Annotated in this window: 24 protein-coding genes and 1 other annotated feature; of the genes, 12 read left to right on the top strand and 12 right to left on the bottom strand. The window is 34.7% G+C overall.

Annotated features, from left to right (window positions below; all coding sequences use genetic code 11):
- Window positions 1–51 precede the first annotated feature (51 nt).
- Window positions 52–281: a binding site (T-box leader), on the bottom strand.
- Window positions 282–308: 27 nt separating this feature from the next.
- The gene (gene ilvE / locus BLV40_RS13855) at window positions 309–1202 is read right to left on the bottom strand and encodes a branched-chain-amino-acid transaminase (protein WP_090690965.1); all 894 of its coding nucleotides are present in this window, start codon (window positions 1200–1202) and stop codon (window positions 309–311) included.
- A 412-nt stretch (window positions 1203–1614) separates the two neighbouring features.
- Here ilvE and BLV40_RS13845 point away from each other — a divergent pair, with 412 nt between their 5' ends.
- Window positions 1615–1854: a DUF3911 family protein gene (locus BLV40_RS13845; RefSeq protein ID WP_090690962.1), complete on the top strand. Its 240-nt coding sequence runs from the start codon at window positions 1615–1617 to the stop codon at window positions 1852–1854.
- A 189-nt stretch (window positions 1855–2043) separates the two neighbouring features.
- Window positions 2044–2283: a YkuS family protein gene (locus tag BLV40_RS13840; protein ID WP_026591305.1), complete on the top strand. Its 240-nt coding sequence runs from the start codon at window positions 2044–2046 to the stop codon at window positions 2281–2283.
- Window positions 2284–2666: 383 nt separating this feature from the next.
- Here the strand turns inward: BLV40_RS13840 and BLV40_RS13835 are convergent, their stop codons facing one another.
- Window positions 2667–2756 carry a hypothetical protein gene (locus tag BLV40_RS13835; RefSeq protein WP_000608217.1) on the bottom strand — a complete coding sequence of 30 codons (90 nt, stop codon included), beginning with the start codon at window positions 2754–2756 and terminating at the stop codon, window positions 2667–2669.
- Window positions 2757–2871: 115 nt separating this feature from the next.
- Entirely contained in the window at window positions 2872–3273 is a 402-nt protein-coding gene (gene ytfJ, locus BLV40_RS13830) for a GerW family sporulation protein (RefSeq protein WP_026591306.1), read from the bottom strand.
- Window positions 3274–3472: 199 nt separating this feature from the next.
- Between ytfJ and BLV40_RS13825 the strand changes: the two genes are divergently transcribed.
- Window positions 3473–3835, top strand: coding sequence for an imidazole glycerol phosphate synthase (locus tag BLV40_RS13825; RefSeq protein ID WP_081810996.1), 363 nt, complete (start codon window positions 3473–3475; stop codon window positions 3833–3835).
- Window positions 3836–3868: 33 nt separating this feature from the next.
- Here the strand turns inward: BLV40_RS13825 and BLV40_RS13820 are convergent, their stop codons facing one another.
- From BLV40_RS13820 to BLV40_RS13810, 3 genes are all read right to left on the bottom strand, one after another.
- Window positions 3869–5212: a TrkH family potassium uptake protein gene (locus tag BLV40_RS13820; protein WP_090690957.1), complete on the bottom strand. Its 1344-nt coding sequence runs from the start codon at window positions 5210–5212 to the stop codon at window positions 3869–3871.
- Window positions 5213–6490: 1278 nt separating this feature from the next.
- Entirely contained in the window at window positions 6491–6646 is a 156-nt protein-coding gene (locus BLV40_RS13815; RefSeq protein WP_026591309.1) for a hypothetical protein, read from the bottom strand.
- A gap of 218 nt (window positions 6647–6864) precedes the next feature.
- A complete protein-coding gene (locus tag BLV40_RS13810; protein WP_026591310.1) occupies window positions 6865–7284 on the bottom strand; it encodes a MarR family winged helix-turn-helix transcriptional regulator in 420 nt (139 codons plus the stop codon).
- 340 nt (window positions 7285–7624) lie between these two features.
- Between BLV40_RS13810 and BLV40_RS13805 the strand changes: the two genes are divergently transcribed.
- Together BLV40_RS13805 and BLV40_RS13800 are read left to right on the top strand one after the other, a co-directional pair.
- Window positions 7625–8068: a YrvL family regulatory protein gene (locus BLV40_RS13805; RefSeq protein WP_090690954.1), complete on the top strand. Its 444-nt coding sequence runs from the start codon at window positions 7625–7627 to the stop codon at window positions 8066–8068.
- A 66-nt stretch (window positions 8069–8134) separates the two neighbouring features.
- Window positions 8135–8689, top strand: a complete 555-nt coding sequence (locus BLV40_RS13800; protein ID WP_090690951.1) for a thioredoxin family protein — start codon at window positions 8135–8137, stop codon at window positions 8687–8689.
- 27 nt (window positions 8690–8716) lie between these two features.
- Here the strand turns inward: BLV40_RS13800 and bacA are convergent, their stop codons facing one another.
- Window positions 8717–9511, bottom strand: coding sequence for an undecaprenyl-diphosphate phosphatase (gene bacA / locus BLV40_RS13795; protein WP_026591313.1), 795 nt, complete (start codon window positions 9509–9511; stop codon window positions 8717–8719).
- 193 nt (window positions 9512–9704) lie between these two features.
- Here bacA and BLV40_RS13790 point away from each other — a divergent pair, with 193 nt between their 5' ends.
- The 3 genes from BLV40_RS13790 (at window position 9705) to BLV40_RS28620 (ending at window position 11485) form a co-directional block, all read left to right on the top strand.
- Window positions 9705–11063, top strand: coding sequence for an MATE family efflux transporter (locus BLV40_RS13790; protein WP_026591314.1), 1359 nt, complete (start codon window positions 9705–9707; stop codon window positions 11061–11063).
- A gap of 74 nt (window positions 11064–11137) precedes the next feature.
- Window positions 11138–11317 (top strand): hypothetical protein, encoded by a 180-nt coding sequence (locus BLV40_RS13785; RefSeq protein ID WP_026591315.1) that lies wholly within the window; start codon window positions 11138–11140, stop codon window positions 11315–11317.
- Between the two features lie 18 nt (window positions 11318–11335).
- Window positions 11336–11485 carry a hypothetical protein gene (locus tag BLV40_RS28620; protein WP_026591316.1) on the top strand — a complete coding sequence of 50 codons (150 nt, stop codon included), beginning with the start codon at window positions 11336–11338 and terminating at the stop codon, window positions 11483–11485.
- An 88-nt stretch (window positions 11486–11573) separates the two neighbouring features.
- Here the strand turns inward: BLV40_RS28620 and BLV40_RS13775 are convergent, their stop codons facing one another.
- On the bottom strand, window positions 11574–12095 hold the full coding sequence (locus BLV40_RS13775; protein ID WP_139265531.1) for a biotin transporter BioY: 522 nt from the start codon (window positions 12093–12095) through the stop codon (window positions 11574–11576).
- A 105-nt stretch (window positions 12096–12200) separates the two neighbouring features.
- On the opposite strand from BLV40_RS13775, the gene BLV40_RS13770 reads away from it, so the two are divergent.
- Window positions 12201–13097: an aminoglycoside phosphotransferase family protein gene (locus tag BLV40_RS13770; protein ID WP_090690944.1), complete on the top strand. Its 897-nt coding sequence runs from the start codon at window positions 12201–12203 to the stop codon at window positions 13095–13097.
- Here the strand turns inward: BLV40_RS13770 and BLV40_RS28615 are convergent.
- From BLV40_RS28615 to BLV40_RS13750, 4 genes are all read right to left on the bottom strand, one after another.
- On the bottom strand, window positions 13094–13267 hold the full coding sequence (locus BLV40_RS28615) for a hypothetical protein (protein ID WP_090690940.1): 174 nt from the start codon (window positions 13265–13267) through the stop codon (window positions 13094–13096). The genes BLV40_RS13770 and BLV40_RS28615 overlap by 4 nt on opposite strands.
- A 101-nt stretch (window positions 13268–13368) precedes the next feature.
- On the bottom strand, window positions 13369–14142 hold the full coding sequence (locus tag BLV40_RS13760; protein ID WP_090690937.1) for a hypothetical protein: 774 nt from the start codon (window positions 14140–14142) through the stop codon (window positions 13369–13371).
- A 23-nt stretch (window positions 14143–14165) separates the two neighbouring features.
- Window positions 14166–14612, bottom strand: coding sequence for a flavodoxin (locus tag BLV40_RS13755; protein WP_090690935.1), 447 nt, complete (start codon window positions 14610–14612; stop codon window positions 14166–14168).
- A gap of 380 nt (window positions 14613–14992) precedes the next feature.
- Window positions 14993–16162, bottom strand: coding sequence for an amidohydrolase (locus tag BLV40_RS13750; protein ID WP_090691226.1), 1170 nt, complete (start codon window positions 16160–16162; stop codon window positions 14993–14995).
- Window positions 16163–16485: 323 nt separating this feature from the next.
- On the opposite strand from BLV40_RS13750, the gene BLV40_RS13745 reads away from it, so the two are divergent.
- The 3 genes from BLV40_RS13745 to dltB are packed head-to-tail and all read left to right on the top strand — an operon-like array spanning window position 16486 to window position 19322.
- On the top strand, window positions 16486–16632 hold the full coding sequence (locus BLV40_RS13745) for a teichoic acid D-Ala incorporation-associated protein DltX (RefSeq protein WP_003206349.1): 147 nt from the start codon (window positions 16486–16488) through the stop codon (window positions 16630–16632).
- Between the two features lie 12 nt (window positions 16633–16644).
- Window positions 16645–18159, top strand: coding sequence for a D-alanine--poly(phosphoribitol) ligase subunit DltA (gene dltA, locus BLV40_RS13740; RefSeq protein ID WP_090690932.1), 1515 nt, complete (start codon window positions 16645–16647; stop codon window positions 18157–18159).
- Entirely contained in the window at window positions 18156–19322 is a 1167-nt protein-coding gene (dltB, locus tag BLV40_RS13735; RefSeq protein ID WP_026591324.1) for a D-alanyl-lipoteichoic acid biosynthesis protein DltB, read from the top strand. Before dltA ends, dltB begins: the two co-directional genes overlap by 4 nt.
- The last annotated feature ends 52 nt before the right edge of the window (window positions 19323–19374 follow it).

Below are 19374 nucleotides of genomic sequence, written 5' to 3'. Positions count from 1 at the left end.
AATTGTTTTTTTACAATAAAAAAATCCTACGTCCACACTCCAGCTATGTGCTGAAGGGACGAAAGATTTCGCGGTACCACCCTTCTTCGCAAGAATACTTCTTGCCTCAGTGACTCAGGGGATGAGTCTAGCTAATAACGGAGCTACCGTCTAAACCTAGACAAACGCTTCAGTTTAGCACTCAAAGGCGATGTTCGTCGACGTGAACCATCGGTTTCCAGCAACCACCGACTCTCTGTGAGGCTTCACAATCAACTACTCCTCCCTATCAACGCTTTACAAATTTATCATTCATTACACTGCTATCATTAAACTTTATTTTCTTCGTAAACTTTCTCTCCATCTTCTATAACTAATTTACGAAACTCTTCTAATAAACGATTTGTATGTGGACCCGTTTTTCCGGCCCCAATCGTTCTTCCGTCAACTGTTGTCACTGCAATAACTTCAGCAGCAGTTCCTGTTAAAAATACTTCATCTGCTACATATACATCGTGTCTTGTAAATAATTCTTCTCTTACGTCATACCCGAGTTTTTCTCCAATTTCCAAAATGGAATTTCTTGTAATACCTTCTAATGCCCCTGCAGAACTTGGTGGTGTAATTAATTTATTGCCTTTTACAATGAACACATTATCACCAGATCCTTCTGCAACATAACCTTGTTCATTTAACATAAGGGCTTCTTGTACACCAGCAAGCTTCGCTTCAATTCGAACTAAAATATTATTTAAATAGTTTAAAGACTTTACTTGCGGTGTTAATACATCTGGACGATTTCGACGTGTGGCAACTGTCACAACCGGTATTCCTTTTTCGTAATATTCCGACGGAAATAGTGATAACTGTTCCGCAATTACGACTACATTCGGTTTTGAGCAAGAATCAGGATCTAATCCAAGGTTCCCAGCACCTCGTGATACAACTAAACGAATGTATCCGTTAGATAGCTTATTTTGACGAATCGTCTCAATAACAATATCTATCACTTCATCTAACGTATATGGAATTTCCAACATAATGGATTTTGCTGACTCATATAAACGAATAAGATGTTCTTTAAGTCTAAAGACATTGCCACTGTAGACACGAATCCCTTCAAACACCCCATCGCCATATAAATAACCATGATCATATACTGAAACTTTTGCTTCGTCTTTTGGAACAAATTCTCCATTTAAGAAAATCCGTTGCTCATTCACTTAAAAGCGCCTCCTATGTTCTGTGAATTTTTTATTGTTTCCTAGTTTACTCTCCTTTTTAAATAAATCAAGATAATTTTTAGAAAATTTTTAATTTTTAATTTATAGACACGCTCATTTATATTGATTTATCAACATTGTTAACGTTTACAAAATGTCAAAATTTTTTTTCGTCATTTTTCATCAAAAAAAATATTTGTTTAGAAGAAGGATTTTTGTCAAATAATGCGAATCTATTGTATTCAATAAACGGACGTCCGATTTCATATATTCGGCAATAAAAACGACTTTTAATTAAAAAGGAGGAATACATTCAAAATAAAATTGTATAAAAGTAACAATCATATTTTTCACGCAGCTTTCATAATCCTATTTTAAAAAAACAAATTGTCAAATGAAGGAGGAAAATAATATGGCGTGTGTACAAATTAAAGGAACAAGACAAGAGGTAGTAGAAATGTTACAACTATTTGATTTAATGGATACGAAAGGTTTTTGTAAATTCGACAATTACGTAGAGGTGTATCCAAATGAAAAACAAAATAACAACTTCATCGCCTCAATTGATATTCGATCCAATGATGCTTCTGCTCAAGATCAATTAAATGATCAGTTCGTCAGTCAAATGCTTACAGGTGTGTACAACGACTAATATATGATTAAAACTTCAAGGAGCACTGATCGTGCTTTTATAGACAGTTATCCCCTACCTACTTCTACGTCTCAAGGTGGGGGATCTTGCTACCGCAAGCAACTCTCCTTTTTCTACCATCTTTTTCTTACAAACATAAATATTTTCCAAAAAACAGTGCATATTACTAGATGGTAGGAGGTGAAGGAAATGGCGAAAATTGGTGTTGAAAATTCATTAACAGATGTTCAACAAGCATTGAAACAACAAGGACATGAAGTTATTTCACTGCAATCTGAAAACGATGCGCAAAACTGTGATTGTTGTGTTGTAACTGGACAAGATTCTAATGTGATGGGAATTAGTAATGTAACGATGAAAGGATCTGTCATTGAAGCAAGTGGCTTAACAACTGATGAAATTTGTCAACAAGTCGAAAGTCGACTTTAAAAAATGATATGACTACAAAATGCAAAAATTTATAAAAAGAAAAGTCTCCTATTCAAGGAGACTTTTCTTTTTATATTCACCTAACGGGAAAGTAACATATACTGGATGAAAGCCCTACCTCTCTCTCATCAACACGGTTCCTCTGACCGCTCCTTGATACACTAGTATGTGTATAAGCTTACAAATACAACTTTTTGGGTTTATTCACAAAAGTTGTTGGTAAAATTACCCGATCCTTCGCAAATTTTTCATGTCGCATTTATAAAAAATATCCAATATATACTAGCTGTAACCGAGACACGAAATGTAATCTTAACACTTCATAATAAATTCGTCAATATTTATTTTAACAAAATAAAAACAGACATCGTAATCTGTCTGTTTTAGAATGGAGCCTTTTCTTTTACTACATATACAACAAATCCGCTTACTAACATACATAAACCGACGGTAAAATTCTTGATGTTAATCATAACTACCTCTCCCTTATTTCATAAATCATATATATTTACATTTCAATTATATTCATTATCCCGAAGCACACTTTTTCTAATATATCACAATTCCTAAAAAATGCAACTTTACTTTTTAACGACCATTTACAAACTTATCCACTGTACTTGGAACCGCATTCAAAGCCTTTTCAATCAAATGTGTACCACTATGTAAATGTAACACTTGCACACCACCAGATCCTACTACTAAAAACGCAACCGGGTCAATTGAAACTCCTGCACCACTTCCGCCTCCAAACGGGTGCCCTTGTTTCAACTCTTTTTGCTGACCTTGTCCAGTCACACTTTTTCCTATAGACCTTTCTCCTTTAAAATCACTACCCCCTGCCCCAAACCCAAAAGCAACTTTTGAGACAGTTAAAACAACATGTCCGTCCGCTGTTGAAACAGGACTTCCGACAATTGTATTTACATCAACCATCTCTTTTAAATTTGTCATTGCGGTTTTCATTAAGTTTTCAATTGGATGTTCCATCATTTCAGCCACCTTTTTCCTCTTAATTCTTTTTTATGCTTTCCAAAATAGAGAAACTCATACCAAGTTTTACAATTCATAAACAACACTGCTCTATTATCAACTTTCTTCAACTTGATTAAGCGAAATGTAAATCGACTATCTATTTCTTACGGGATAAAAAAAGAAAAAGATATACATACTACTAATGAACCTTGTTATGAAAGGAGACATTGCTTTGACTGATAAATTTGATGAACAACATAGAACTGAAGAAGGGGACTATAAAGAAGAGTACGCGGCAGAGGTTGCTCCTCAGCATGTCAACTATAACGATAAAGATGAAGTAAAGTCAAAAACAGCGGGTTCAACAGCTGGTTTCATCGCACTTGCTCTTGCCGTATTATCTCTCTTTACATTCCCGACACTTTTTGGACTTGTTTCCGTTTTACTTGGCATTTACGCCTATAATCGTGGTGCTACTGTAACCGGTAGTATCGCAGCTATTATCGGTGGTATTTCTGCAATTGTCGCTCTCATATTCCGAGCTGCAATTATTGGTTTATTTTTCTCACTCTTTTAAAGAAAAAAGGTATCTCGCTTTTAGCGAGATACCTTATCCTGTGAAAACATCTTCTGATGGATATCGAATTTTTTGCTTCGCTGGTCGCGCCAGTGAAAATACAAGCGTTAACGGACCAATTAATCCACAAAACATAACAAACATGATGATACATTTTCCAACAGCTGATAATTTAGCAGTAATTCCCATCGTTAATCCAACTGTCCCAAACGCTGAAATTGTTTCAAATAAAAGTTGAATAAAACTAAAGTTTTCTGTAAGCATTAATAAAAATACTGCTGTAAAAATAAGAATTTGACTAGCAACCACAATCGCTAACGCTCTTGTTACCGTTGCCATTCTGATTGTACGCTGGAATAAAACAAAGTCTTCCTTCTTTCTAAAAAAGGAAATAACCGATGTAATTAAAATTACAAAAGTCGTTAACTTAATTCCTCCACCTGTTGAAACACTTCCTGCACCTATAAACATTAAAATCATTGTAAACAGTATGGATGACTCTTCCATTCCTCCATAGTCAACTGTATTAAATCCTGCAGTCCTTGGTGTAATTCCTTGGAAGAATGAGGCCCATAACTTCTCATTTAAAGATAAAGGCCCTAATGTTTCCACATTGTTATACTCCAATATAAAAATTACAATCATCGCACTAACATTAAGCGCTACTGTTCCGATAATCATAATTTTCGAATGAAGTGATAGTTTCCGAAAACTACGGCTATACCATACATCAATTAATACAGTAAATCCTAAACCACCTATAACGATTAAAGAACAGATCCCAATATTAATAATAGGATCCCCTACATATCTTGTTAAATTATCTGGCCATAAGGCAAATCCCGCATTATTGTACGAAGCGATAACATGAAAGATACTATAATATAAACCTTTACCAAAACCGAATTCTGGAATAAATCGAATGGATAGAAAAACAACTCCCACTAACTCAATACAAATAGAAAAAATAAAGACTCGCTTCACTAACTTTACAAGCCCACCTATATTCGTTTGATTAAATGCCTCTCCAATTAATAATCGGTGGCGAAGTCCAATTTTCTTTCCTAGTACCCAAACAATTAAAATTGCAATTGTCATTAATCCCAATCCACCTGTTTGAATTAATAACATAATGATAATTTGGCCAAATGTTGTAAACGTACTAGCAGTATCTACAACTCCTAACCCCGTTACTGTCGCTGCCGATGTTGCTGTAAAAAACGCATCCACCCAACTAATTGATTCTTTTGTCGCGAATGGTAGTTTCAATAACATTCCCCCGACAACAATTAAACAAAAAAAGCCCATTGCTAAAATTTGCGGCGGACTTAATCGTATAAGACGATTATAAAATCCTTGTTTTTTTGTTGCTTCCATATCACTAACTCCCTTAATAAAGTAAAACATCTATCCGTAGGCTGATAGCTTATTTCACTTGAACAAAATCTCATAGAAAGTAATTCTCCACCTAACTTTTTCAATTCCTCATACTTTTAGAGTGAACTCATTAGTGTGGATTAATCTTTATACCCTCATAATATAGTTGAGCATAATCCTTTTTTCCATAGATTTCAACTTTTATTTTCACAGGCAGTATAACAAGTATTCATTCACTTAACGCATCCATTCTACCTATTAGAACCATCTTACTAAAACAGAGTTTTACGATCATTCTCGTTCTTCACTCTCATTCTGCCTAAATATGCTCATGATAATCCTTACTTTTTTCTAAGAGAATACCTAACTACTTTTTTATTTTCCATCTATCATTCAAAAAAAATTAAACATACCTCTGAAATCCCCATATCTTTCACTCCAAGTTCACATTGAAATCACATCTATCTTTTATATTATAACTATCGAAGCTGTTCCTCCCTAATAATGAGACATTCCCCAGTGTCTCGAACAGCTTTCTATCCCTAATTAAAATTGACATAAATTGTCCCCTTCCCTGACCATCTTGTATGAACGAGATGGTCTATTTTTTTATCACCTACTACTAAATAATCCCCTTATCCATTAACGACAAATTATTCATCTATAGATTACCTAACTACCTTCTATCCTTCTTCTATTTATCAAAAAAATATAAAACAATTATTTTAAATTCCCCATACCTTTCACTTCAAGTTCACATTGAAGTCACATCTATCTTTTATATTATAACTATCGAAGCTGTTCCTCCCTAATAATGAGACATTCCCCAGTGTCTCGAACAGCTTTCCATCCCTAATTAAAATTGACATAAATTGTCCCCTTCCCTGGCCATCTTGTACCGACAAGATGGCCTATTTTTTATCACCTACTACTAAATAATCCCCTTATCCATTAACGACAAATTATTCATCTATAGATTCCCTAACTACTTTCTATCCTTCTTCTATTTATCAAAAAATATGAAACAATTATTTTAAAATCCTCATACCTTTCACTTCAGATTCACATTGAAGTCACATCTATCATTTATATTATAACTATCAAAGCTGTTCCTCCCTAATAACGAGGCATTCCCCAGTGTCTTGAACAGCTTTCCATACCCAATTAAAATTGACATAAATTGTCCCCTTCCCTGGCCATCTTGTACCGACAAGATGGCCTATTTTTTACCTTAAAATACAATTCAAATTTCCGAACAAAAAAAAGGAGTGAGAATCCTCACTCCTTTTTTGATTTACTTCCTTTTTTCGAACGATATTCTTTCCCTTTATTATCATTACCAGTTGAAAACTCAGAACTAAACTCTTGTTGGAACTGTCCTGTTTTCGGTGAACCTTGGTTTCCACTTCCTTGACTCCCATTGCGATTCGTCATCTTGCCCCCCCCCTTTCTTCTTCCATTATTGTTAGTATGGCTTTCTTCTCATAATCATACTCATAGCGTGCTTCTATATAAAAAGTTTCAACTTTTCATTTTATCCCGACTAGTGAAGTCTGATATCAATGGTTGTTGAGGCACTCACCGATTAAATAAAAAAATCCTGCCCAAAACATGGAAGGATCCTCTATTAGCTATAATTCATATGGCTTTTTCTATATAAGTTTTTTTGAAATAGATACCATTACATGCATTTCTTCTTCAGATAGTGCTGAAAACCTTTCTTTTAAATACTGCTTTTTTGCCAATTCCATTTTTTCAACTAACTCTTTTCCTTGTTCCGTAATTTCCAAATATACAACACGACGATCAGATGTAGAACGTGAACGCGTCACAAAACCTTTATGAATTAACTTTTCTGTAACAGCTGTAATATGACTGTTTGATACATGTAGTTCATTTGCTACACGAGAAACCATTTCTTTTTCATTACGATTTAATATACGGAGCACGAGAAACTCATTCCATGGTATGTAATCTCCAAAAATTTTTCCGATATCATTACGCAATGAACGAAACATAGCGAAAACATTTGCAGATAAATCCTCCATTAATTGTTCACGATTATGAGACACCGCTTACATCTCCTTTTAATTCATATAGTTAAATAAAAACTTTATGAATTATATTACCTCATATTTTACATTTTGTCACCTTTTTTCCTATACAATTCATCTATATACATATTGACACCGTTAAAATTATTCTTTATTTATCAAAGTACGTATCGTTTAATATCCATTTGGAAATAAATGATACAGGTTGCTTTTCTAACATGCTGAAGCTCACATCAGCCACAAAAAGGGATGCGATAAATCGCACCCCTTTTTGTTTTGGTTTCTTATTAAATATTCATGCTATAATGGATTATGAAATATTTTCCATCTCGCAACCCAAATTATTTGGAGGTGTAGTATGAATCTAGATAAAGAGAAGTTTTCAGATTTAAATAGCAAAGATAAAACGATTGCTATTAGTAGTATTACCCTTCTTATAATGATTGTTTTTGCCCTTATCTTCTTTATACATGTTGGAGTTTTTCGCCTCATCGGTGTTGAATATACATCAAGAACTGCACTATTTTTCATTTTTATTTTACTCCTATTTTTGGATGGCGTTAGTCATTTTTTTATGTTATTTTTTAAAGCACTTTTACAACCAATACTGAAACAAATGCCAAAATGGCTCACCTTTTTTCTGCTTTCTATCATCGAAATCTCACTTGATTGGCTCGTTATTCACACTGCAGATGATTGGATGGAAAGCATTACAATTTCAAATAGAGCTGAACTGCTCATTGTCCTTGTCTTTTTTATGTTAGATAAATTATGGCCTACTGATAACAAAAAGAAAGAGTAAGATTACAAGCTTTTCTCTATAAAAATTGATACAATAAAAGCAAAATATATTGAAGGGGTGTTACATATGACATTACAACAATGGGCCAATAAAGGTATATCCTTTAATACATACGTAAATAACATGACTGTGAATCAATATGAATTACTACATATTTATAATAACTTTTTAATTCCAAACGAATTACTTCCTGTTTTAGAAGAACGCCAAAATGACGGCTGGCGCGTTATTGTACTAACCGCTGATTGGTGCGGAGACGCTCTTCTTTGCGTACCTGTTATGAAACGTATTTGTGAGGTTTCCAATATTGAAATGAAATTATTCATCCGTGATGAAAATTTAGAACTAATGGATCAATATTTAACGAATGGAGCAGCACGTGCCATTCCAATCTTTATTTTTATTAATAAGGATGGAAAGGAACAAGCTGTTTGGGGACCACGCGCTCCAAAAGTACAAGAATTAGTTACTTCTATGCGTGCTACATTACCTGAAAAAGACGATCCACAATTTGAAGAAAAACAGAAAGAAATGTATGCGAATTTCCGCGCTACATTAGCTGATGACACATCACTTTGGGCACATGTGATGGATAGTATGATCGAAAAAATTGTAAAATAAAAAAACTGCCAATGGCAGTTTTTTTTATTACATAATGAAGAAATAATAGAACACCGCAGCTAACACAAAACGATAATAAGCAAATGGTGTTAACTTTACACGAGCTAATAATTTTAAGAATGAAACAATCGCAAGCATTGCTACAAGGAAAGCTGTAATAAAACCAGTTGCAAATAATGTGATATCTGCTGAACTTAATACGTCCCAGCTTTTAATTAAATCTAATCCTGATGCTGCAACCATCATCGGTACCGCTAAAATAAATGTATATTCAGCTGCTGCTGTATGAGATACACGAGCTAATAATCCACCACTTATTGTAGATCCAGAACGTGAAAATCCTGGCCATAACGCTAAACATTGGAACATGCCAATTGTGAATGCTTGTTTATACGTAATCTCGTCCAATGTCTTTGCTGTACTTGGTCGTGAAAACTTCTCAGCCACAATCATTAAAATACCACCAACGATTAAACTGACAACAACGGGTCCTGGTCCAAATAAAACTTCTTTAATTTTACTATGGAATAAAACACCTAGTACACCTGCTGGAATCATACCGATAATGATATGTAATAAATTTAAAGATGGCCCTTGTGTTACCTTTCCAATTCCAACTAATGACCATAAACGTTTCCAAAATACAACAACAACTGCTAAAATCGATCCCAATTGGATGACAACTTCAAATACTTTTGCTCTATCATCATCAAACCCTATTAAATGTCCTGTTAAAATCATGTGTCCTGTTGATGAAACGGGTAAAAACTCCGTTAACCCCTCAACAGCTCCCATGATTAAACCAATTAACCAATCAGCCACGGATAGTGCCTCCTTAATACCTTATATATACTTTTTTCACACCTTATCATAATACCTCATCCATTTTCAAAGTGCATCTTTTTTTTCAACCGTTCAAAATATAACAATACGTTCACATATGTGTATTTCTTTTCTATTTTCTTATTAAATTGTATGATAGAAAGAGTTTGGTCTCGCGTAGAAAGGAGCTTTTATGAAAGAAACACATTCATTCTTACAAAAAATAAAACAATTTGTATTACTATTTTTCCCGATTTTTATAACGCAAATGTCTTTATTTGCAATGAGCTTTTTTGATACTACAATGTCCGGACACGCAAGCGCTACTGATTTAGCCGGGGTTGCAATTGGAACAAGCGTATGGATTCCGATTAGTACTGGACTAACAGGAATCTTAATGGCTACTACTCCTATTATTGCTCAGCTTGTTGGCTCAAAACAAAAAAAAGCTGTTCCTCATATCGTAATACAAGCCGTATATTTAGCAATTGGAGTAAGTTTACTCGTTATTCTCATCGGCTTCTTTGCCGTTTCACCCATTTTAAAAGGCATGCATTTAGAACCGCCGGTTGAACACATCGCTTCTCAATTTTTAAGTATTATTGCAATTGGTATCATTCCTTTATTTGTCTATACTGTATTGCGTGGATTTATTGATGCATTAGGGAAAACACGTACAACGATGATGATTACATTACTTTCCTTACCGATTAACGTCATTTTAAATTATGTATTTATTTTTGGGAATTTTGGCTTTCCGAAACTAGGAGGCGTTGGTGCAGCAATTGCTTCTACCGCAACATATTGGTGCATTTTATTTATTACCATTATTATTATCAGTACGAAAGAACCATTTGCATCTTTCGGTATCTTTAGGCGCTTATACCGCCTTTCTCTTTCAAGTTGGAAAGAATTATTAAAGCTTGGAGTACCTATCGGGTTTGCCATCTTTTTTGAAACGAGCATTTTCGCCGCCGTTACACTTATGATGAGTAATTTTAGTACAACAACAATTGCTGCACATCAAGCGGCGATGAACTTTGCTTCGCTTCTATATATGACACCTTTAAGTTTAGCGATGGCCCTAACAATTACAGTCGGCTTTGAAGTTGGAGCAAACCGCTCTGAAAATGCAAAGCAATACAGTTTTATCGGAATTAGTTTGGCGCTCACTTTTGCCTTATTATATTCTATTCTACTCTTTTTCTTTGACGATCAAATTGCATCTATTTATACAACAGATATTGCTGTTCATGATTTAGCAAAAGAGTTCCTTATTTTTGCGATTTTATTTCAAATTTCCGATGCAATCGCTACTCCCGTGCAAGGTGCTCTCCGTGGTTATAAAGATGTAAATGTTGCTTTAATAATGACACTAATTGCCTACTGGATCATCGGTCTGCCACTCGGTTATATATTAGCAACCTATACCTCTTGGGCAGCTAAAGGTTATTGGATTGGTCTTATTATAGGGCTAGCATTTGGCGCTACCTTTCTTCTTGTTCGTCTCTTTCAAGTACAACGTAAATATACATCACAAAAAAGTCGCTAATCGTAGCGACTTTTTTCATCATGCATAGTTCCTCTTTAAACGTGTAACATAATGAAAAAGAAAGGTGTAAATCTATGGATGAAAAGAAAAAACAGCAGCTCTATGATGAAGAATTTGCTCCTGAAATCTCACCTGGATATAGGCAAGATATTCATGAGCCACCTCAATATAAAAACACTTCCACTTCGTTTTTAATTGGAATTGGTATTTTCGGAGCAATATTACTTGTACTTATTATTTTTGTCTACTTTTAATGAAGGGAGAACTATATTATGACAAAGCAATCCCCAACTTTCTCTAAAAGAGTTGTAAAAACACAAAAAGGTTATGCTGGTGATTCTGTAAATGCGCATAAGCAAGTCGAACAAGGCAATCTAGAAATCGCCAAAAAAGAAATTGGACAACAAAACGAGAACCTATGAATGTCCCCTTTCTTGCAAGTGTTTAAGGAAAGAGACTTCTTTTAGAATACTGTAAAAACCGAAAACATCCTCAGTTTCTGAGGATGTTTCATTCTACATATTGCCGCTGCTCTGCGATCTTGAATGTATGCTTCTCTTTTACAATCTTCATTTCATAGTTTAAACTCATTTCATCTCTCTTACCATTCTCAATACCTGAAACATAAGCTATGGCACAGTAAGTAAAACTTTCATCAGATTCTTCACATATTTCTTCATTAGAAAATTTATACTCTAAAGTATGAAAACGATTTGGATAATAATTTCTTATTAATTGTCCATAACCGCTCTCTATATGATCTTCCGAAAATATTTCCATCCCTATCTTTTTTATCTCCTCTTTATCCTGAATCTCAAAAACAGATAATTGTGCTGTAATAAAATACTCACCGATTTTTTTCTTTTCATCAAAAGTTAGCTGTTTTACTTCTTTTCCCTTTAATTCCTCAGATATCTGATACTCACTTTTCTGCTTAAATTTCGCAAAAGCTTGAATTTTATACATTCCTAAAAACAAAACACAAACGAACAATATCCACATTGCCATCTTTTTGTTTTTCTTTCGCATCATTTACCCTCTCTATTCCATCATTTATATTATCTTATCACAAAGAAAGAAAATTCTGTTATTATAAAATGAAACGAACGAATCAAGGAGAGAAATGAGGAAAGTTATATGTACTCTTACAGGACACATATAGAACAAGCGCTACCAAGTATCACCATACACTCTTATGAACAAAATGATAATGGCTGGGATAATGTAGCCATTATTATTAACAAGGAATGGCTCTTTCGTTTTCCACGTAATCCCCAGTATGCATGGCGAATACCTCGCGAAAAAGAGCTGTGCAAGAGACTTTCTCAATCATTACAAGAGGTAGAAGTTCCTAACTACCATGTTTTATATAAAAACAAATCAGATTTAATTCCATTTTGTAGTTACTATAAACTCATTCACGGAGAACCACTAACAGTAAAAACAATAGAAAGATTAACTGTAAAAGAACGTGAAACAGTAATCACACAACTTGCTACCTTTCTTGCTTCTTTACATACTATCCCAATAGAACATGCTATAAAATGGGAGTTTGATATCGAGAAGCCTATCTCATATTGGCGAGAGATTCAAACGAAATTACACGATTATCTTGCACACACGCTTACATCGTTAGAAAGAAAAGCTTTTGATTGTTTATTTGAAGATTTTTTTGAACTTATGCATGCATCTGATTTCCAAAAAGCAATGATCCATGCTGACTTTACACATCATCACATTTTATTTGATGAGGAGAAAAGAAGCATTGCTGGTATTATCGATTTTGGTGATGCTCAAATTGGAGATCCTGCCTTTGACTTTGCTGGATTATATAGTGATTTTGGTAGTAAATTTACAAATGACATCTATAAACAATACTGTGCTCTCACTCCCCACCATGATTCAACTTTCTTTAGGCGTGTCATGCAATTTTATCAATATAGCCCATTACTCCATAACCTTGTTTACAGCTTTGAAACAAATAATGAACAAGAGGTACAGAAAAATCGAAGACATTTACAAACTATACTTTAGGGAATGAATTCATTTCTTTCCCTATTCGCCTTTTCCTCATAGATTATTAATTTTTTATCCATTTCTATAATTAATTTATACATTTGAAACGCCTGCAAAATCTGCAATTGGATCCAAAAAGGAGCCTGTTGTTCTTTTAACCACTGAAATACTCTCGCTTCATTTTTCATTGATCATTTCTCCCTTCACAAGTTCCCCTACATCTATACCGTAAATGATGAAAAGCTTTTCATGTCAATAACAAAAAAGGGATACAATTTTGCACCCTTTTTTAATGAAATATAGAATTTTTTCGAACTGGTAGATGTTGTACCTCGTCTACTTTACATTCATTACGAAAGGCACATCCAATACATTCAGAACGAACTGTACGTTCTGTGTACAGTTCCGGTTGCTGTAATATCTCTTTCATTCTATATAAATCCTTCATTCCGTCCACAATATCTCTCTCTTTTGGAACATATTCATACCTAGTTCCTTCTATTAAATTAACAATTTCAATTCTTTCAGCAAGAATTCCAAAAGCTTTGTAACTAAACACTGCTGTAAGCTTTTGAAAAAGAGCTAGCATCTCTTCATTTGCATCAACAACATACTTTTTAATTACAAACGATTTTGTAGACCACTCCCCCACTTCAAACGTTAATGAAATATGCATCCCTAGCTCTTCCATATAGGTTTGTAACTTCTCATATAAAAATAAAGGTGGTATTTTACTTGCGTCATTCTTCACAAACTGTAGTAAATGGTCCGTTAACTTTGCGAGAACAATATAATATTCCGCTTTAGAAGAGAACATATCAATACGCACATTCCCCCAATGTCTCTCTAATCGTTCTAACAGAAGCATTGTTGTTTGTTTTTCTACGGGTGATGTGTAGTAATCAATAATAATTTGATTTACAATCGCTTGAACCATTTGTTGCCATTCAAATGAAGAAGGTTCTCTTCTTTTTATATAGCGAAAATAAAACTTATGCGGACAACGCATAAAATCATATAAATGATAATCTGTCATCGTTTTAATTGATATTTTCCCCTGCACCCATCTTCATCTCCCTCTCGCCATTAAGAAAGGTGTTTTATGAATTCAGCACCAAACTGAAGACATTTCTCTACATCCTCATCTTCTGGCGTTAATTCTATTTTTAGCCCTTCCATTACAACTTCAGCACCGAGCTCTCGTAATTTTTCTTCTAAAATGTCAACAGCTGCTCCGTATTTCGGATAAGCAGAGTCACAAGATCCAAATACCGCTGCTTTTTTACCAGTTAAATGAATTTCTTCCATTTCATCATAAAAATCTAAGAAATCATCAGGAAGTTCACCGTCTCCCCACGTGTATGCTCCTAAAATAATTCCATCATATTCTTCTAATATAAAAGCCTCTGGCGTCGTCATAATGTCAATGACTTCGATTTCATTTCCTGTTTCCCGAATGGCTCCAGCTATATGATCAGCCATTTCCTCTGTATTTCCACTCATACTTGCAAAAATCATTACACATTTACCCAACTGGCTCTCTCCCTTGATTATATCTATTTTTTCTGTGTTATTTGTTTTTCTCATCTACATATTCAGCACGGATTATTCGCCGTTGCCATACTATATCTTTATCTTTCATTTCCCATTGTCGAAAGCGGAATATTATTTCATTTCTCTCATCCATTCTACCGCCTGTTAATCAATTGATAATAATTATCAATTCCAACTATGCATTTAGATTAATTGAAAACGATTATCAAAGTCAATGTTTTTTTTGAAAAAATAATGAAAAAGTACAAGCTTGTCCGGTAACAGTTCATATACTATAAATGAGCATAGTTCTTTCTCAGCCCTCTCTAACGGAAAGAAATAGAAGCAACTGCAGTAATTGCAGTTGCCCTTTTTTATTTTTAAGCTTTTAGTAAATTCATTGTCGCCTGTAAAAATAGCTCTGCCCCACTAATTAAAGCTGATTCATCCACATCAAATTTTGGATGATGGTGGGGATAACAAGTGTTTGTTTTCTCATTTCCAGTTCCTAATTTAATAAAGCAGCCTGGTGCTTCTTTTAAATATGCAGAGAAATCTTCTCCTCCCATTGAAGGAGCAAGTTTTACAATTCTCTCTTTTCCAAACAACTCTATCGCGCTTTCTTCTACTATTTTTGTAATAAACGTATCATTGATTACCGGGTCATATCCATAACGATATGCGTACGTATACGTTGCACCATGTGCCTCTGTAATTCCCTTAGCAATTTGCTCAATCCTCTCCTCTGCTTCTTTTCTCAATGCTTGATCGAAAGAGCGAACTGTTCCCATCAAATATGCTGTATCAGGAACAATATTATCCGCTGTTCCCCCATGAAATTGTGTTATTGACACAACTCTTTGCATAAAAGCGCCTGTATTTCTAGAGACAATATGCTGTAAATTCGTAATAATTTGTGCACCAACTGCTATCGGATCTACCGTTTCTTCTGGTCTAGCAGCATGCCCTCCTCTTCCTTTTACCTCTATTGTAAATACATCGGGGGCAGCCATCATCGGTCCATATACAATCCCAATCTTTCCCGTTTCTAATCCAGACATAACATGCAAACCGATAATATAATCTACCCCGTTCATGACACCTGCTTTCACCATTTCCTGTCCCCCGCCAGGATACACTTCTTCAGCATGCTGAAATAAAAGGCGAATTTCTCCTTCCCACTCCTCATCCATGTTCCCTAGTGCTTCTGCCGTGCCTAATAAAATAGCAGTATGGGCATCATGCCCACATGCATGCATAACTCCTGGAGTAAGTGATGCATATGCTTTATACGTCTCTTCCTGAATTGGCAATGCATCCATATCTGCACGAATTGCTACAACTTTTCCAGTCTTATGCCCTTTTTTCTTTGCCATCACACTATATGGCGTCGGTCTTGTCACCTCGAAAGCTGAAAATGAACACAATGTATCATATATAAATTGTGAAGTTTTTTCTTCATAGAATGATAGCTCAGGAAATTGGTGAAGATGCCTCCGCCACTTTATAATATTTTCCTCTGACACGTATGTCGGCCATCCTTTATTCACATGCTCCATTCCTGACGACCTCCTTTTTTATTGTTCACATTTCTTATTTCACTGTGATAATTCAATTTTCTTGTAAGATTTTCATTTATAAAAACGCTTTATTTATTCCCTGCTTATTTAAAAAAAGACAAATCCATTACAAATTCATATAGAATGTAATATAATTGCTAAGTTAGGGATTTTCTTTTTTAGTATTTAGTGCTACTATCAAAAAAGAGCCTTTTTGTCTTATATTTACCTAAAATGTGGAATTTTGTTTTTTTCACAACAATGTAGGATATGATATCTACATACAGTTACTATTTCATAAGAGAGGGAAAGACATGGAAAGATTAAAAGAGATATGGTCTCGACCACTCACACAATGGTTTGCAAAAACTTTTTATTACCTTGCAATTTTATTTGCTTTGCTTTGGTTGTATGGTTTCCATGATACGAACACAAGCACATTTATTTACAATGAATTTTAGGGTGGGAACGTTATGAAGTTATTAGAACAAATCGAAAAGTGGGCAGTTGAAACTCCAGACCAAACCGCTTTCGTTTGGCGAGATGCGAAAATTACGTACAGACAATTAAAGGAAGACTCCGATGCGCTAGCCCATTGGATTTCTTCTGAGTATGCCGATGATCGCTCACCAATTATGGTTTATGGCCATATGCAGCCAGAGATGATCACTAGCTTTTTAGGGTGTGTCAAAGCTGGACATGCTTACATTCCAGTAGATTTATCTATTCCAGCTGATCGTGTACAACGTATTGCTGAAAGTTCTGGTGCGAAATTACTTCTATCACCGGTAGAAGTAACAGTAACTGATTTACCAGTTCGCATCATATCTGAAAACGACTTAAAAGATATTCTCTTTACTCATAAAGGAGAAACACCAAACCCTACTCATGCGGTAAAAGATGATGAAAACTTCTACATTATTTACACCTCAGGGAGCACAGGTAATCCAAAAGGTGTACAAATTACGTATAATTGTCTTGTAAGTTTTACAAAATGGGCGGTCGAAGATTTCAACTTACAAACAGGGCAAGTTTTCTTAAACCAAGCACCTTTCTCATTCGATTTATCTGTGATGGATGTTTATCCATCGTTAGTAACAGGTGGTACGCTTTGGGCAATTGATAAAGATATGATTGCACGTCCAAAAGACTTGTTTGCTTCTTTAGAACAATCTGATGTACAAGTATGGACATCCACACCATCTTTTGCAGAAATGTGTTTAATGGAGCCATCTTTCTCTGAAAGTATGCTACCAAACATGAAAACATTCTTATTCTGCGGTGAAGTATTATCAAATGACGTCGCAAGAAAACTAATTGAACGTTTCCCAAAAGCAACAATTATGAATACGTACGGTCCAACAGAAGCAACTGTAGCTGTAACAGGTATTCATGTTACACAAGAAGTCGTTGATACCTATCAATCACTTCCAGTTGGCTATTGTAAATCTGATTGCCGTATTCTTATTATGAAAGAAGATGGTACGATTGCGCCAGATGGTGAGAAAGGTGAAATCGTAATCGTTGGTCCAAGCGTAAGTGTTGGATATTTAGGAAGCCCTGAATTAACAGACAAAGCATTCACGGTTATTGATGGCGAACGTGCCTACAAAACAGGGGATGCTGGCTATGTAGAAAATGGTCTTCTTTTCTATAATGGTCGTCTTGATTTCCAAATTAAATTACATGGTTATCGAATGGAATTAGAAGAAATCGAACATCACCTTCGCGGTTGCTCTTATGTAGAAGGAGCTGTCGTAATTCCCATTAAAAAAGGTGAGAAATACGATTACTTATTAGCGGTTGTTGTTCCAGGAGAGCATTCATTTGAAAAAGAATTCAAATTAACATCTGCAATCAAAAAAGAACTCAATGAGCGATTACCAAATTACATGATTCCAAGAAAATTCATGTATCAATCTTCTATTCCAATGACACCAAATGGAAAGGTAGATCGCAAAAAATTATTGAGTGAGGTTACAGCATGACCGCATACGGATCATTTTATTTTTTCGCCATAGTGGGCATTTTATTAATACCTACTATTATAGCTGGATTAAAAGGTAAAATGTTGCGCAAATATAATGCTGTTCTAACATTAGTTATGCTTGCAATTATCTTCTCTGATAAACCAAAGCAAGCGTTGATGTTGGCAGTATTTATCATTTGGCAATACATCCTGATTAAAGGCTATTTACTATTACGAAAACAAAATAATAATACGTTCATGTTTTGCATGGCTGTTATTTTATCGATTTTGCCACTAGTGTTAGCAAAAATCGCACCATTCGTACCTGAACTAAAGTTCATTGTTTTCCTTGGTATGTCTTATGTGACATTTAGGGCCGTACAAATGGTGTTTGAAGTTCGTGATGGTTTAATTAAAGAATTCACATTCTTTAACTTCTGGGAATTCGTTCTGTTCTTCCCAGCTATCTCAACTGGACCTATCGATCGTTATCGAAGATTCCAAAAGGATATTCAAAAACCGCCAAGTGCTGAAGAATATCAACAGTTACTATACACAGGGATGAACCGTATTTTCCAAGGGTTTCTGTATAAATTTATAATTGCTTATTTACTACAGAAGCATTTTGTTGATGCAGTATTTGCAAATCAAGATACGTTTTTATCTAATGTTATTTATATGTATAGTTATAGTTTATACCTATTCTTCGATTTTGCTGGTTATAGTGCATTCGTAATCGGTGTAAGTTATATGATGGGTATTAAAACGCCAGAAAACTTTAATAAACCGTTCATCAGTCGCAACATTAAAGATTTCTGGAACCGTTGGCACATGAGCCTATCTTTCTGGTTCCGTGACTTTATTTATATGCGCTTTGTCTTTTTTGCAACAAAGAAAAAGTTAATTAAGAATCGATATACGATTTCATATATCGGCGCATTCTTAAACTTCTTCATTATGGGCGTATGGCACATTTTAGGTGAACATGTATATCAATACATTATTTACGGCCTATATCATGCAGCTCTGTTTATTTTGTTTGATATTTTTGAACGAAAAAACAAAAAGCATAAGTTTTGGCCAAATAATAAATTCATGCATGTCCTTGCAATTGTAATTACGTTCCATTTCGTATGTTTCGGTTTCCTAATCTTCTCTGGTCACCTTAACAGATACTTTTAATGAATAACTTCTTTTCTTACAGCTAAGAAGTTACACATAATATATTTCGGAT

The organism is Bacillus sp. 166amftsu (assembly GCF_900107445.1).
GTDB classification, from domain to species: domain Bacteria; phylum Bacillota; class Bacilli; order Bacillales; family Bacillaceae_G; genus Bacillus_A; species Bacillus_A arachidis.
This window is presented reverse-complemented; position numbering and strand designations above follow the sequence as displayed.

What these genes read in the sequence shown, in the direction of transcription:
- BLV40_RS13845 (WP_090690962.1), top strand. Translation starts at nt 1,615, where the DNA reads ATGGCGTGTGTACAAATTAAAGGAACAAGACAAGAGGTAGTAGAAATG.
- BLV40_RS13840 (WP_026591305.1), top strand. Translation starts at nt 2,044, where the DNA reads ATGGCGAAAATTGGTGTTGAAAATTCATTAACAGATGTTCAACAAGCA.
- BLV40_RS13835 (WP_000608217.1), bottom strand. Translation starts at nt 2,756, where the DNA reads ATGATTAACATCAAGAATTTTACCGTCGGTTTATGTATGTTAGTAAGC.
- ytfJ (WP_026591306.1), bottom strand. Translation starts at nt 3,273, where the DNA reads ATGGAACATCCAATTGAAAACTTAATGAAAACCGCAATGACAAATTTA.
- BLV40_RS13825 (WP_081810996.1), top strand. Translation starts at nt 3,473, where the DNA reads ATGAAAGGAGACATTGCTTTGACTGATAAATTTGATGAACAACATAGA.
- BLV40_RS13820 (WP_090690957.1), bottom strand. Translation starts at nt 5,212, where the DNA reads ATGGAAGCAACAAAAAAACAAGGATTTTATAATCGTCTTATACGATTA.
- BLV40_RS13815 (WP_026591309.1), bottom strand. Translation starts at nt 6,646, where the DNA reads ATGACGAATCGCAATGGGAGTCAAGGAAGTGGAAACCAAGGTTCACCG.
- BLV40_RS13805 (WP_090690954.1), top strand. Translation starts at nt 7,625, where the DNA reads ATGAATCTAGATAAAGAGAAGTTTTCAGATTTAAATAGCAAAGATAAA.
- BLV40_RS13800 (WP_090690951.1), top strand. Translation starts at nt 8,135, where the DNA reads ATGACATTACAACAATGGGCCAATAAAGGTATATCCTTTAATACATAC.
- BLV40_RS13790 (WP_026591314.1), top strand. Translation starts at nt 9,705, where the DNA reads ATGAAAGAAACACATTCATTCTTACAAAAAATAAAACAATTTGTATTA.
- BLV40_RS13785 (WP_026591315.1), top strand. Translation starts at nt 11,138, where the DNA reads ATGGATGAAAAGAAAAAACAGCAGCTCTATGATGAAGAATTTGCTCCT.
- BLV40_RS28620 (WP_026591316.1), top strand. Translation starts at nt 11,336, where the DNA reads ATGACAAAGCAATCCCCAACTTTCTCTAAAAGAGTTGTAAAAACACAA.
- BLV40_RS13775 (WP_139265531.1), bottom strand. Translation starts at nt 12,095, where the DNA reads ATGATGCGAAAGAAAAACAAAAAGATGGCAATGTGGATATTGTTCGTT.
- BLV40_RS13770 (WP_090690944.1), top strand. Translation starts at nt 12,201, where the DNA reads ATGTACTCTTACAGGACACATATAGAACAAGCGCTACCAAGTATCACC.
- BLV40_RS28615 (WP_090690940.1), bottom strand. Translation starts at nt 13,267, where the DNA reads ATGAAAAATGAAGCGAGAGTATTTCAGTGGTTAAAAGAACAACAGGCT.
- BLV40_RS13745 (WP_003206349.1), top strand. Translation starts at nt 16,486, where the DNA reads ATGGAAAGATTAAAAGAGATATGGTCTCGACCACTCACACAATGGTTT.
- dltA (WP_090690932.1), top strand. Translation starts at nt 16,645, where the DNA reads ATGAAGTTATTAGAACAAATCGAAAAGTGGGCAGTTGAAACTCCAGAC.
- dltB (WP_026591324.1), top strand. Translation starts at nt 18,156, where the DNA reads ATGACCGCATACGGATCATTTTATTTTTTCGCCATAGTGGGCATTTTA.